We start from the raw sequence: 13,427 nt of genomic DNA, 5'->3' as shown, positions 1-13,427 counted from the left end.
TTTTGCCCGGAAATCCGCGTCCGGATCCGTCGGCACACGGGTTGCAAACCCATCGGGCATGCGTACCTCGGGAGCCTCACTCGCGTTCGTGTTCTTCGTCATCGCCACCGGTTGCGCGGTGGAAACCGCGCCGCCGCCCATCAAGGGCGACATCGGCGACACCTCGAGCTCGGAGCTCAAGACGGCGTGCAACCTGTCGCGGGACACGATCTTGAACAGCGTGTCCGGCGGCCGGCGAACGGCCATCGAGCGCGGCTTCGGTTGGTTGGATGCCAACGTGCCCTACAGCCAGAGCCAGAGCTACAGCGGCTACCGCACGGACTGCTCTGGGTTCGTGTCCATGTGCTGGGAGCTCGGCACTTCCTACACGACGGCCAACTTCATCCAGGATACCGGCGAGTGGTCGAGCCTCGGCTCCTTCGGCGAGCTGAGCCCCGCAGACGCGATGGTGTACCGCAAGGGTAGCTCGGGTCACATCATGATGTTCGTAGGCTGGAACGACGCGGCGCAGACCGAAGCCTGCGTTCTGGAACAAGCCAGCACCGCAGAGGACATGCAGTTCCGCGCGCGCACGGTAAGCTCGCTGCAGGCCAGTGGATACCACGCGATCCGCGCCAGCAAGTTCGGCGCTGGATCGCCGAGCCCGAGCGGCACGGATCCGAATCAATGCTACTGCGACGCTCAGTGCGCCCAGTACGGCGACTGCTGCTCGAGCTGCCCGAACGGCACCGGCGGCACGGGCAGCGGCGGCACCGGCGGGACCGGTGGCGCCGGCACCGGCGGCTCCAGCGGCAGCGGCGGCCAGTGCTACTGCGACGCCCAGTGCGCTCAGTACGGCGACTGTTGCGCCAGCTGCCCGAACGGCACCGGCGGCAGCAGCGGCAGCGGCGCGGGCGGCAGCGCCGGCGGCGGCCAGTGCTACTGCGACGCCCAGTGCGCCCAGTACGGCGACTGCTGCGCCAGCTGCCCCGGCGGCAGCGGCAGCGGCGGCAGCGGCAACGGCGGCCAGTGCTACTGCGACTCCAGCTGCGCCCAGTTCGGGGACTGCTGCACCTACTGTCCCTGACCCCTTCCAGGTATCGAGACGCGCGCGGCGGCGGCCTGGGTGGGCCGTCGCCGCGCGTATTTTGTCATCGAGCGACCGAGTGCGCGTGCCCATCTTCGTGCCCGTGCCGTCGGCTGCCTGAATCCACCACGCGCCACGGTTGCAGGTGGCAGCCTGCCCGTGCCCGTTTCTCCATGCCCGTGCCCGCGATTCCCCCGCGGTTTGCCGTAGCAGTTCCAACGCGGCGGTAGACGCCCTAACCTCCCCTGCCGGGGAACATGCTGAGCATCGATGAAAGCTTCGTGGACGCTGCAGCGCCCAACGCCGCCGCCATCAAGAACGCGCGCGCGCTATTGCTCAAGGGCAAGCTGCTGGATCTGAAGAAGGACGCCGAGGAGACCATCGTCTTCGGCCAATGCAAGGGCAGCGGCAAGCAGCCCTACGCCATGTCGGCGGACTTCGTGAAGCCGGACAGTCCGGTGTATCGCTGTTCGTGTCCGAGCCGGCAGTTTCCGTGCAAGCACACTCTGGCGTTGATGTACGCCTACGCGCAGGGCAAGGCCTTTTCCGTGAGCGAGGTGCCCGAGGACGTCGCCTCGAAGCGCGACAAGATCGAAAAGCGCGAAGAGAAGCGCAAGGAGCGCGCGGACAAGCCCGTCCAGGTCGACAAGAAAGCGCTGGAGAAGAAGATCAAGGTACAGCTGGAAGGGCTGGACCTGCTCGAAGCGCTGCTCTTCGATCTCACTCGATTGGGGCTCTCCAACTTGAACGCCAAGAGCGCGAAGCGCATCGAGGCGGACGCCAAGAAGCTGCGCGACGCCTACCTGCCGGGGGCGCAGACCGCGCTGCTCGAGCTCACGCGCTGCTTCTATTCCGACGGCGGCTACGAGCAGGAAGAGCTTTCCGCGAACGCTCGGGAGGCCGTGTACAGCGAAGCGCTGGACCGCATGGGGCGGCTCTACGCGCTGGTGCGCCGCGGCCGGGAAGCGCTGGAAAAGCAGCGCGAAAACCCGGAAATGACGCAAGATACCGAGAGCAGCATCGCGGCCTGGTTGGGCCACGCCTGGAAGCTCCGGGAGCTCGCGGACGCGGGCCTGGTGGAGCCGGAAGCGGAGCTGATGCAGCTCGCCTTCGCGACGCACGACGACCGCGCGCGGCAAGAGCACGTGGACACCGGCGTGTGGGTGCACCTGGGCTCCGGTCGCGTGGTGCTGACCAAGACGTATCGACCGTACCACGCCGCGCGCTTCATCAAGAGCGACGACAGCGTGTTTCACATCGTGCAGGCGAAAGAGCTCTGCACCTATCCGGGGGAAATGAACCCGCGGGTGCGCTGGGAAGCGATGGTACCGCGGGACACCAACAAAAAAGACAGAGAGAAGGTGTGCTCCCTGGCGCGTACGGATCTGTCAGCGTTGATCAAGGAAGTGAAGAATCAGCTTCGGACCCCGCTGGCGGACAAGACGCCGCTGGCCATCTTGAAGTTCGACCGCATTGGTCAGGTGCAGGGCACGCCGGTGTTGGAAGCCGGCGGGGAGCGCCTGGTGCTCGCGGACGACCAGGCGTGGGAGGAGCCGCGCACCTGTCACCTGCTGCCGCTGTTGCCGGCCAAGCTGATGAAGCGAGGTACGCTGCTCGGGCGCTTTCACTACGACTTCAACACGCGGAAGCTGCAGCTGAAGCCACTGACCTTCGTGGACCCGGACCAGGTCCTGCGCCTGACGTTCTGAAGGAGGATCGACCATGAGCATCCCGGTCCTGATCGATTGCTTCACTGAGGTACGACGCTTGGCCATCGCCGGCAGCCACCTGGCGGTGGACGATTTCCGACTGAAACGCCTGGTGGATCCGCTGAAGGCCACCGGCAAGAAGGCGCCGGTGTTCGCCAAGGTGGCCGAAGCCGTGGAAACGCTGATCGGCGGCAGCGAGAAGGAGTCCGCCGAGAACCTGCTCAAGCTGAGCACGCTGCTCAACGCCATCGTGGTGACGCAAGCGGAAACCGGTCGGGACGGCAGCCTCGAAGATCTCGAGAGCGAGGACGTGGGCTTCGGCACGCAGCGCACGTCGGCGCGCACGTTGAAGCCCATCGTGGACGCACTCACCACCACGGGCAGTGGACGCCTCGAGATCGTGCAGGAGGCGCATCAACGCGGCGCCCTGAAGGACATCCGGCTCACGGAGCTGATCGTGCGGGGTACCAACGACGTGTACCCGGAGCTCGCGGACTTCCTGGCGGAGACGGTGCTGCCGTCGTTCGGGCAGAGAGCCGTGGTGCCGCTCTTGCGCGACGACATCGACCTGAACGGCAGCGCGGGAGACGCCCGGCGCTTGAAGATTTTGTGCCGGCTGGATCCCGCGCGCGGCTATCCCATCGCGCGTACCGCCTTGGAGGACAAGGCCTCCGCCAAGATGCGCGTGGCCGCGGTGGAAGCGCTGGCCCATTCCAAGGAGGACATCCCGGTGCTCTTGGCGCAAGCCAAGTCTCGAAGCCAGGACGTGCGGCGCGCGGCCCTGGCGGCCTTGGGCCACCACGAGCACGCGGACGTGACGGAGCTCTTGGTCTCCAGCTTGGACGGCAAGGACGTCGCGGCCGCCTGCGCGTCCATCGCCGCCACGCCCAGCAAGGCGCTCTACGCCGCATTCCTGAAGAAGCTCGAACACGCAGTGAACGAGCTGGAAAACGGCGGCCCCATCGCCGCGGTGTCGGTGCTGCTGCCGGGGCTTTGGGGCCGCAAGGACACCGCGACGAAGAAGCTCCTGCTGCGTCTGTTCGAACAGCGCGGCAAGTACGAGAAGCGCAAGGACAGCGGCAAGGCACCAGTATTCGGCAAGGATCTGAAGGAAGCGGTGGTGCACGCCATCGCACACCTGGAGGACGAAGCCGCCACCGACGCGTTGGTTTCCGCCCTTTCGGATCTGGGCGCCAACGAAACCCAAGCCGTGCTCGGCTCGGCCATCCTCACCAAGTCTCCGTCGGAGGTGTACGACGCCTTCGCTCCGCTGCTCTCGAGCCTGAAAGGGAAGGGCAAGTCACAAGCCGAAGGCGTCGCTGGTTTGCTGATCAGCTCGGGGCGCGGCTACTACGGCTACTACGACTACGTGCTCTCGCGCCGAGTGTCGGAAGAGCTCGCACAGTCACCGTTGGACGAACGCTGGCTCGATCGCGCGCTGGAGGTGGATCACACGCGGCTGGTGTGCGCTTTGGTGCGCCCGGGGCATGAAAAGGCGCAGAAGTACTTGTTCGAGCGCCTACCCAAGCAAAAATCGAACGACCGCGGTGAGCTGGTGTACGCCCTGGTGATGAGCGAGCACCCGAAGGCCGCGGAGGTCGTGGCGCAGGAGATCGAGACCAATCTCAAAGCGCGCTACGCCTACGATCAGTATCGAATCGGACGCCTGCTCCAGATGCTGCCGGCACAGACCGCGAAGCAGCTGGTGGAAGCGGCCATCGCCAAGTTCCCGGACAAGAAGACGGACTGGCTGGAAGACAGCCTCATACGAGACGCGAGCAGCTGAATGGCAACATCCAAGAAGAAGAGCGACGCCAAGAACGGTTCGGACACGCTGCGCCTGAGCGCAGAGCACCTGTTCCAGCCGGAGCTGGAAGCGTTGATGGCGAACGAGAGCCATCCGATCCCCACCGGTTGGCGTATGTCGCCGCGGTCCGTGCTCACCTACATTTGCGGTGGCAAGGCGGGCAGCACGGCCATTACGCCCAAGTACGTGGGCCATCAGCGGTTGGTGGAGATCGCCATCAGCACGCTGGTCACGGATCGCGCGCTGCTGCTCATCGGGGAGCCGGGCACGGCCAAGTCTTGGCTCTCGGAGCACCTCACGGCGGCGATCTGCGGAGACTCCACCAAGGTGGTGCAGGGCACTGCGGGCACCACGGAAGAGCAGATTCGCTACACCTGGAACTACGCGATGCTGATCGCGAACGGTCCCAGCCCGGAAGCGCTCATCAAGAGCCCAATCTACCGAGCCATGGAAGAGGGCAGCATCGCGCGCTTCGAGGAGATCACGCGCTGCGCGCCGGAAGTGCAAGACGCCATGATTTCCTTGCTGTCGGAGAAGCGCATCTCCGTGCCGGAGCTGGCGCGGGAGGTGCCGGCCAAGCGCGGCTTCTCCGTGATCGCCACGGCGAACACCCGAGACCGCGGCGTGAACGACATGTCTGCCGCTCTCAAGCGCCGCTTCAACATCGTAGTGCTGCCGCCGCCGGCGGATCTGGATACGGAGATCGAGATCGTGAAGAAGCGCGTGGCGGAGCTGGCGGAAAATCTCCAGCTGGCAGCGCCGGTGCCCGCAGAGGACGCGATCGACAAGGTGGTGACGGTGTTTCGCGAGCTGCGTGAAGGGCAAACCCTGGATGGCTCCGCGAAGGTCAAGACGCCCTCCGGCGTGCTGAGCACTGCAGAGGCCATCTCGCTCCTGACCAACAGCATGGCCCTGGCCGGCAACTTCGGAGACGGCGAAGTGGGCGCGCACGATTTGGCGGCAGGCCTGCAAGGCGCCGTGGTGAAGGACGAGGACAAGGATCAGGGCATCTGGATCGAGTACCTCAAGAACGTGATGAAGAAGCGCGGGGCAGAGTGGCGTGACCTGTACCAAGCGTGCAACACCATGAACCCCAGCAAGAAGCGCGCGGAGAGCAAGGAAGCCTGAGTCGTGGTGCAGGTCTTCGGCACACGCCACCTGTCGCCCGCGGGCGCGTGGCACGTGCGCGCGTTCCTCGATCGCGTGAAGCCCACGCTCGTGCAGATCGAGGGACTGTCCGACGCGAACGAGCTCATCGAGCACATTTGCGATCGCCGCACGCGTCCGCCGGTCGCCATCTTGGCGTACACGCAGGCCGTTCCCATCCGCACCATCGTGTATCCGCTGGCGCGCTACAGCCCGGAGTATCAGGCCATGGCGTGGGCGCTGGAGCACGACGTGGAGGTCGAGCTCATCGATCTTCCATCGGATATTTTCTTGGGTCTTTTGGTCCGCGAGCACGACGCGGAGCCCGAGACCACGGCGGACGACCCGCCGCGGAAGAGCACCTACGACGCGATCGCCGAGCGCTTCGGTGAACCGAGCTACACCAGCTACTGGGAGCGGCACTTCGAGCACAACCTGGCGGACGACAGCTACCGCTCCGCTGCGCTGGAGCTGGGCCGCGGCCTGCGGGAGCTGGAAGCCGGCAAGCCGCGGGATTTCGCGGAGAACCTGGTGCGCGAGGCGTTCATGCGGCGCCAGGTGGAGAAGGCCATCAAGCGGGGACACGCCCCGGACAAGATCGCGGTGCTGGTGGGCGCGTTCCACGCGCCGGTGATCGACACCGCGTTGCCCGCCATGACGGACGCAGAGCTCGAGAAGCTGCCACGGGCGGAGACCAAGCTCACGCTGATGCCCTACTCCTACTTCCGGCTGTCTTCGCAGTCCGGCTACGGCGCGGGCAACCACGCTCCCGCGTACTTCGAGATGCTGTGGGACGCGATGCAAGCCGGCGAGATGGACCACCTGGCGGCGAACTACCTCTCGCAGATCGTACGGCGCCTTCGCAAAGGCGGCACCTCGCGCTCCACGGCGGAGGTTATCGAGGGCGTGCGTCTCGCGCGCACGCTGTCTGCGCTGCACTCCGGGCAGGCGCCCACGCTGTTGGATCTGCAAGATGCCGCCCGGACGCTCATCGGCCACGGCCAGGCCTCGGTGATCGGCGATGCCCGCGCGCGGGTGGAGGTGGGCACGGAGATCGGCGAGCTGCCGCCGGGCGTCAGCCAAACCAGCATCCAGCTGGACTTCGCGGAGCAGCTCCGGCGCCTCAAGCTGGAGAAGTACAAGACCACGGTGAAGGCGGAGCTCGCGCTGGACCTGCGGGAGAACCGCCGGGCGAAAAGCGAGGACGCGGCGTTCTTGGATCTGAACCGCAGCTTCTTCTTGCACCGCCTGGCGGTGCTGAACGTGAGCTTCGCCAAGCCCGTGCGGCTCGACGATCGCGGCGCTTCCTACAAAGAGATGTGGCAGCTCCAGTGGACGCCGGAGAGCGAGATCGAGCTGGTGGAAGCCGTGCTGCTCGGAGAAACCGTGGACCTGGCCGCCAGCTACGCCTTCAAGCAGCGCCTGGAGAGCTGCGGCAATGCCGCGGACGCCGCGCGCATCGTGCGGCAGGCGTGTGACTGCGGCATGCCGAAGACCGCGGACGCGGCGCGGGCCACGGTGCAGGCCTTGGCCGCGACCACGAGCGACTTCGTGACCATCGCGGAGGCCGCGGCGGAGCTGGCGCGGGTGATCCGCTACGGCGACGTACGGCAGTTCGATCGCGAACCGCTCATGCCCCTGGTGAGCGAGCTGTTCGTGCAGGGCGTGCTCGCCCTGCCGCAAGCCGCCAAGTGCGACAACCAATCCGCCGGCGGCGTGCGCGACGCGCTCTCGGATCTGGACCGCGTGGCGGTGGAGAACGACGAGCTGGTGGACGAAGAGCTGTACCTCTCGGAGCTCTCGGCGCTGTCCGCCGCGGACGACCTGAACCCGCTGCTCAGCGGCTACGCCTGCGCGCTGCTTTTGGAGCGGAACCTGATCGACACCGCGGAGCTCTCTCGCGAGGTGAGCCGGCGCCTGTCTCCCGGTATCGACGCCGATCTGGGCGCGGGGTGGTTCGAGGGGCTCGCGTCGCGCAACCGCTACGTGCTGCTCTCTCGCCTCGGACTGTGGCAGCGCTTGGCGGACTACGTCGCGTCCCTGGACGGCGAAGAGTTCCGGCGGGCATTGGTGTTTCTGCGGCGCGCCTTCGGGAGCTTCAGCATTCCGGAGAAGCGCACCATCACGGAGAACCTGGCGGAGTGCTGGGGCGTGGGCAAAGACGAGCTGAGCCAGGAGCTCGAGCGCCCCTTGACGGAAGCCGAAGAGACCAAGCTCGAAGAGCTCGGTGACTTCGACTTCGACGACTTGTGATGACCAAGCTGGACAAAGAACAGCTCACGCGCTGGCGCCTGGTGCTGGGCAAGGGCACCCAGTCGGAGTTCGACAACCTGGGCGGCGGCAGCTGCGCCCTGAACGCGGACGAGCTCCTGATGGACGAGGCCCTGGCCGCCATCTACGACGAGACCGAAGGCGCCGCCGAGGGCGGGCGCAGTGCCGGACTCGGCGCCTCCGCGCCGCGCTTGGCCAAGTGGCTGGCGGACGTGCGCACCTACTTCTCCGAAGACGTGGTCACCGTCATCCAGCAAGACGCCATCGAGCGAAAGGGCCTGAAGCAGCTGCTGTTCGAGCCGGAGATGCTGGCCAACGTCGAGCCCAGCGTCGCCCTCGTGGGCACGCTCATGTCCTTGAGCGGTCAGATCCCGGAGCGCACCAAGGAGACCGCGCGCATGGTGGTGCGAGCGGTGGTGGAGCAGATCAAGCAACTGCTCGAACAGCGCATCCGCCAGGCCGTGGCCGGCGCGTTGAACCGCAACGAGCACAGCCCCATCCCCCACGTGGCGTCCCTGGATTACAAGTGGACCATCGGGCGCAATCTCAAGAACTGGGATCCGGTGCGGCGCTGCCTGGTTCCCGAGCGCGTCTATTTCTTCAGCCGTGCGCAGCGCAGCAACAACTGGCGCGTGATCGTGGACATGGATCAGAGCGGATCCATGGCGGAGTCCGTGGTGTACGGCTCGGTGATGGGCGCCATCTTCGCTTCCCTCCCGGCCCTCGATACCCGCGTGGTGGCCTTCGACACGGAAGTCGTGGACCTCACGGAGAAGTGCGGTGACGACCCCGTCGACATGATCTTCGGCGTGCAGCTGGGCGGCGGCACCGACATCAACAAGTCCGTCGCCTACTGTCAGCAGTTCATCCAAGAGCCTTCGCAAACGTTGTTCATCCTGATCACGGACTTGTACGAAGGCGGCAATCAGGCGGAGCTGGTGCGCCGCATGGAAGAGATGGTCGCCTCCGGTGTGCGCGCCATTTGCCTCTTGGCCCTGTCGGACAGCGGCGTGCCCAGCTACGACGACCACCTCGCGCGCCGTCTGTCCGCGCTGGGCGTGCCGTGCTTCGGCTGCACCCCGACGCGCCTGCCGGAGCTGATCGAGGGCGCCTTGCGTGGCGCGGACCTGCTGGATCTCGCCAAGCGCGTGCAGAGCGCCGGCAAGAGCTGAGCATTACATCCGATTATTTCGCACGCGGGAGGGCTGGCGCGCGGCTCGGAGATCGACAACGCTCGTGGGCATGCGGGCGAGCTGGGCGATCATTGTGTTGGCGGGTACGATCTTGGGTGGCTGCAGCGACGACCAGTCCGCGAGCAACCCTGCGGCGGGCGGCGCGGCCGGCGCAAGCAGCGGCGGCAGCGGCGGCACGGCCGGCGGCAGCGCGGGCAGCGGCGGCACGGCCGGCAGCAGCACCGGCGGCAGCGCTGGCAGCGGCGGCATGGCCGGCGGCGGCACCGGCGGCAGCGCGGGCAGCGCGGCGGCATGGCGGGCAGCAGCACGGGCGGCGCCGCTGGTAGCGGCGGCACGGGCGGCGCCGCTGGTAGCGGCGGCACGGGCGGGAGCAATCCGCTCCCACTCCTTGGCGTCTACAACGGGGGCCCCAACACCGACGACGACACCAAGACGACCTTCGGGAAGTACCCCGACATCGCCTCCACCTACTACCAGCCGAACCAGGCGAGCTTCAACGTGAACGGGGAAAAGGCGCGGGTCGACAAGGGCATCCGCCCGCTCATCACCATCACGTCCAAGAACACCACCTACCTGGTGGACATCGCCGCCAAGTCCGGTCCGGGCTGGACCTGGATCAACGACTACGTGAATGCCCTGAAGGCCGTGAGCGACTACGCGGCCAGCAAGAACGTCGACGTGTACGCCACCTTCGAGCACGAGTGGGAAGTGAAGGTCAACCAGGGCATCCTGACGGGCGGAGCGACGGCACCCGCGACCTACGCCAAGGCGCTTTCCAACTTCATCGCGCTCACCGAGAGCAAGGCGCCCAAGATCATCACCGTGTACTGGTACGGCGGTTTCGACGTGACGGACATCGCCGCCGTGGGCTCACAGCTTTCCCCCACGCCGGACATGTACACCATCGACCCGTACTCCGGCTCGAGCCATCCCGCCACGGAGACGTTCGAGCAAATGGGCTCCGGCAGGGTGAGCTGGCTCAAGTCCCAGTCCTGGTACAAGGGCGAGCCCATTGGCTTCTCCGAGTTCGGCGCGCAACACAGCGACGCCGACATGGCGAAGTACTTCTTCAAGGACGTGCGCCAGCAGTCCAAGAACCTTGGGCTCGCGTTCGCAGTGTTCTTCAATCGCTTCGACGATGGCTTCGTCGTGCCGCTCACGCAAGCGACGTATCCGTTGTCCACCGCGGCCTTCAGCGCATCTTTGGCGGCGAACTAGTCCTTATCGGCTCCCGCGGATCCCCGATCGACGTCCCGGGGGTCCGTGGGGTCCGCGCCTCTTACATCGGCTTATTTGCGCGCCGCGCGGGTGGTACTGCCGCGCGGCGAATGCAACGTTGAGGAGTCCTTGCAGGGAGGCTCCGAAATGCGTGCGTGGATCTACGGTATGTTGCTTTCGGCAACCGCTTGCGGCTCGAGCAGCGGCAACACGAAGGACGCGGCGGGTGGCGCAGCCGGCAGCGGCGTCGTCGATGGCGGCACGGGAGGCGCCGCGATGGGCGGCGCCGGTGGCACCTCGACCGGTGGCACGGGGGGCACCGCTTCCGGTGGTACTGGCGGCATGCCTACGGGGGGCAGCGGCGGCGAGGGCGGCAAGCCGGAAGCGTGCATTCCCGGCTGCAACGGCAGCGAGCTCGTGATCTGCAACACGGGCGGCGTGAAGGTCTCGAAGCTGTGCGACTTCGGCTGCGACGCGACCGCGAACGTCTGCAAGGATCCCGCGTGCGACCTGACGGACAAGCGCTGCAACCCGAGTGCGCCTCAGCAGGTGCAGACGTGCAAGGCGGATCAAACGGGTTGGGACGATGGCGAAACCTGCGCCAATGCCTGCGTGGACGGCGTGTGCCAGGTCCCGTGCACCAGCTGTAACGTGGTGGCCGCGGGCCTCGACTTCGATCGCCTGGAAGGGCTCAGCACCGACGGCAAGAAGCTGATCTGGGCCCACGACGGCTTCGTGTGGATGGTCGGGACGGACGGCACCGGGCTGCATCACTTCGAGCCGGGGAACTGCCTGGAGCCGTTCCAGAACCAGTTCATCGGAAGCATCGGACACTTCACCATCCGCGGCACCGACGTGTACGCGCGCATGGTGAGCGCGACCAGCGGCGCGCGTTTCTTGAAGCGCTTCTCGATCGATGCGAACGCCCAGTCTCCCTGCGAGGTGGTGCTGCCCTTCGAGCCGAGCAACACCAGCTACCTGCACTTCGATCGAACCGAGAGCTCCGTGTGGGCGAACTACGGATCGTACCTCACCCGCATCGAGCTCCCGGCCCTCGCAACCAAGAAGGTGCCGGGGCCGGCAGGCTTCGTTCCTTCTTGGACCGACGCCAATGCGCTGTATGGAGCGAAGACGAGCGGAAGCTCCAACACCATCCTGCGCGTCGCTCGCGACACGCTCACCGAAACGGTGTTGGCCACGTCCGTCCCCAGCGCGACGGGGCTCTTGAAGGCCCACGTGGTATGGGCCGACGCCGCCTACGTGTACGTCCACAGCAACCTGGGCCTGCTACGCATCCCACAAGCAGCCGGCACACCGACTCCCATCGCCGGCCCACAAAAGGCCTGGGAAATGGCCGTGGATGGCAGCGACGTCGTCTGGTACCAGCTCGACGCGCCCAACGTCTACCGCATGCCCATCGTCGGCGGCAGCGTGACGACGATCTCCACGGGGAGCTATCGCGTGCGCGGGCTCACCTGGGACGCCGGCCACTACTACTTCATGGAGAGCGCGCAGCCCTTGGGCTACGGCAGCAACTGGACGTTGCGGTCGGTGCCCAAGTGATGTTTCCGCGGCGGACCAACATACCCATGCCAGAGGTTTTCGGCTCGGCGCGATACCCGTCCCGGACGTCAAATCCCACGGGGCGCGCGGCGCTGCCCGAGACCGCCCTGGGGCGTCGGCCACCACGCGCAAGTGGGCGGCTGCGTTCCGCCGCTCGCGTACGCGTGCACTCGATCATCGACGACCGTCACGAGGGCGCCAGCCGCATTCTGCAGCAGCCAACGGCTCGGCACCTTGCCGGACGGCGGTAGCTCACGCTGCCACGCGGGCAGGCCGTTGGCGCGATTGAGCGCCGAAAGCTTCGTCGTGGTTCCGGCTTCGAAGCTGGGCCCAGTGATCAAGAGCACGTGGTCGCCGTCGTCCAAGATCGGACCTCCGATCCAGGAGTCCGAACCGATGATGCTCCATTTCGGATCTCCAGTGGCGGAGAAGCGCCCCACGAGATCGAAGGTTTGCTTGGACGTGCCGGGACTCAGGTTCCGCGCGCCGATGCTGAAGAGCTCTCCGGCTTCGTCGATGACCGTCGCGTTGCCCCAGGAGATGAAGTTCGGACCGCCGCCGACGGAATCGTTCATGAGCGTGCCATCCAGCGACATGAGCCACAGGTACCAACCGGTGACGTAGCTCGGCCCCGATGCGAGATAGCCGCCCACGCCCCAGCTGGGAACCTCCGCGGAAAAGACGCTCTTTCCGGCCGCCGTGAACGCTTCGACGCGATCTTGCGTGCCCCCTGCCAGCACGATGTGCCCGGCGGAATCGAGGACGAACTGCTGCTTCCCGAGCGGATATCCGAAGCCGCCCACGTAGCTCGCCACCTTGGCGACGGGGCTGGGCTTGCCGCTCGGGGTCACCTTCACGATCCACGCATCGCTGTCGTTGGCGACGACGCTGAACACGGTGCCGTCCTTGCGGGCGGCGGTGTAACCGAGGGACTGCACCTTGCCGGGGCTCACGCCCAGGCCGCCGCCCTCGGCGAACGCATCCAGATCCGCGATCCACACGAGCTCGCCGGTGTCCGGATCCAGCGCCACCAGCGCGCCGACAGTGACCAGCAACAGATGCCCGCCGGTCACCATGACCTGAGGCACGTAGCCGCTGCCCGGCAACCACTGCGACACGTCGACCTGCCAGCGGAGCGCTCCGCAGGCGTCGAGGGCGAACACCTTCTTCAAGTACAGTCCGCCTTCGGCCGCCAAGAAGAAGGTCGTCCCGCGCTCGTCGGCGGCTGCGGGTCCGATGAGCGAGGCGGTGCCCACGTCGGGGCTCGTGCTCCAGAGCTCCGTGCCCGCCGGCGCGCTGGCGTAGGACTCGGCGCAGGCGTCCACAAGCGGAGGCGCACACGGATCCGCATCCGAAACCTGGGCGGGCGGGGTCGAATCGTTCAAGGCGCTGCGAGAGCCACAAGCCGTGAGCAGCACCGCGAGGCACATCAGGGCGCGCATGGGCGACAGTGT

The 13,427-nt window shown here is 66.7% G+C and carries 10 protein-coding genes; 8 read left to right on the top strand and 2 right to left on the bottom strand.

Features of this window, described 5'->3' with window-relative positions; all coding sequences use genetic code 11:
- The first annotated feature begins 58 nt into the window (after positions 1 to 58).
- The 6 genes from H6717_30075 (at position 59) to H6717_30050 (ending at position 9,171) form a co-directional block, all read left to right on the top strand.
- Positions 59 to 1,066 carry a hypothetical protein gene (locus tag H6717_30075; GenBank protein MCB9581316.1) on the top strand — a complete coding sequence of 336 codons (1,008 nt, stop codon included), beginning with the start codon at positions 59 to 61 and terminating at the stop codon, positions 1,064 to 1,066.
- 257 nt (positions 1,067 to 1,323) lie between these two features.
- Complete coding sequence (locus tag H6717_30070; GenBank protein MCB9581315.1) at positions 1,324 to 2,775, top strand: SWIM zinc finger family protein; 1,452 nt, start codon at positions 1,324 to 1,326, stop codon at positions 2,773 to 2,775.
- Positions 2,776 to 2,788: 13 nt separating this feature from the next.
- Positions 2,789 to 4,561, top strand: coding sequence for a HEAT repeat domain-containing protein (locus H6717_30065; protein ID MCB9581314.1), 1,773 nt, complete (start codon positions 2,789 to 2,791; stop codon positions 4,559 to 4,561).
- Positions 4,562 to 5,710, top strand: coding sequence for an AAA family ATPase (locus H6717_30060; protein ID MCB9581313.1), 1,149 nt, complete (start codon positions 4,562 to 4,564; stop codon positions 5,708 to 5,710).
- 6 nt (positions 5,711 to 5,716) lie between these two features.
- Positions 5,717 to 7,981 (top strand): hypothetical protein, encoded by a 2,265-nt coding sequence (locus H6717_30055; protein ID MCB9581312.1) that lies wholly within the window; start codon positions 5,717 to 5,719, stop codon positions 7,979 to 7,981.
- Complete coding sequence (locus H6717_30050; GenBank protein MCB9581311.1) at positions 7,981 to 9,171, top strand: VWA domain-containing protein; 1,191 nt, start codon at positions 7,981 to 7,983, stop codon at positions 9,169 to 9,171. Before H6717_30055 ends, H6717_30050 begins: the two co-directional genes overlap by 1 nt.
- Positions 9,172 to 9,174: 3 nt before the next feature.
- On the opposite strand, the gene H6717_30045 is transcribed toward H6717_30050, so the two are convergent.
- On the bottom strand, positions 9,175 to 9,441 hold the full coding sequence (locus H6717_30045; protein MCB9581310.1) for a hypothetical protein: 267 nt from the start codon (positions 9,439 to 9,441) through the stop codon (positions 9,175 to 9,177).
- Between the two features lie 42 nt (positions 9,442 to 9,483).
- Between H6717_30045 and H6717_30040 the strand changes: the two genes are divergently transcribed.
- Together H6717_30040 and H6717_30035 are read left to right on the top strand one after the other, a co-directional pair.
- Positions 9,484 to 10,410, top strand: a complete 927-nt coding sequence (locus H6717_30040) for a hypothetical protein (GenBank protein MCB9581309.1) — start codon at positions 9,484 to 9,486, stop codon at positions 10,408 to 10,410.
- Positions 10,411 to 10,557: 147 nt separating this feature from the next.
- A complete protein-coding gene (locus H6717_30035) occupies positions 10,558 to 11,973 on the top strand; it encodes a hypothetical protein (protein MCB9581308.1) in 1,416 nt (471 codons plus the stop codon).
- A 68-nt stretch (positions 11,974 to 12,041) separates the two neighbouring features.
- Here H6717_30035 and H6717_30030 read toward each other — a convergent pair whose 3' ends face one another.
- Positions 12,042 to 13,415, bottom strand: coding sequence for a PQQ-binding-like beta-propeller repeat protein (locus H6717_30030; GenBank protein MCB9581307.1), 1,374 nt, complete (start codon positions 13,413 to 13,415; stop codon positions 12,042 to 12,044).
- Positions 13,416 to 13,427 lie beyond the last annotated feature (12 nt).

Source organism: Polyangiaceae bacterium, assembly GCA_020633235.1.
GTDB lineage: Bacteria > Myxococcota_A > Polyangia > Polyangiales > Polyangiaceae > JACKEA01.
The sequence above is the reverse complement of the archived record's forward strand: the minus strand, read 5'-3'. Positions and strand labels throughout refer to the sequence as shown.

Coding starts and splice junctions, on each gene's coding strand:
- H6717_30075 (MCB9581316.1), top strand. CDS start 59: ATGCGTACCTCGGGAGCCTCACTCGCGTTCGTGTTCTTCGTCATCGCC.
- H6717_30070 (MCB9581315.1), top strand. CDS start 1,324: ATGCTGAGCATCGATGAAAGCTTCGTGGACGCTGCAGCGCCCAACGCC.
- H6717_30065 (MCB9581314.1), top strand. CDS start 2,789: ATGAGCATCCCGGTCCTGATCGATTGCTTCACTGAGGTACGACGCTTG.
- H6717_30060 (MCB9581313.1), top strand. CDS start 4,562: ATGGCAACATCCAAGAAGAAGAGCGACGCCAAGAACGGTTCGGACACG.
- H6717_30050 (MCB9581311.1), top strand. CDS start 7,981: ATGACCAAGCTGGACAAAGAACAGCTCACGCGCTGGCGCCTGGTGCTG.
- H6717_30045 (MCB9581310.1), bottom strand. CDS start 9,441: ATGCCGCCGCTGCCAGCGCTGCCGCCGGTGCTGCTGCCGGCCGTGCCG.
- H6717_30040 (MCB9581309.1), top strand. CDS start 9,484: ATGGCGGGCAGCAGCACGGGCGGCGCCGCTGGTAGCGGCGGCACGGGC.
- H6717_30035 (MCB9581308.1), top strand. CDS start 10,558: ATGCGTGCGTGGATCTACGGTATGTTGCTTTCGGCAACCGCTTGCGGC.
- H6717_30030 (MCB9581307.1), bottom strand. CDS start 13,415: ATGCGCGCCCTGATGTGCCTCGCGGTGCTGCTCACGGCTTGTGGCTCT.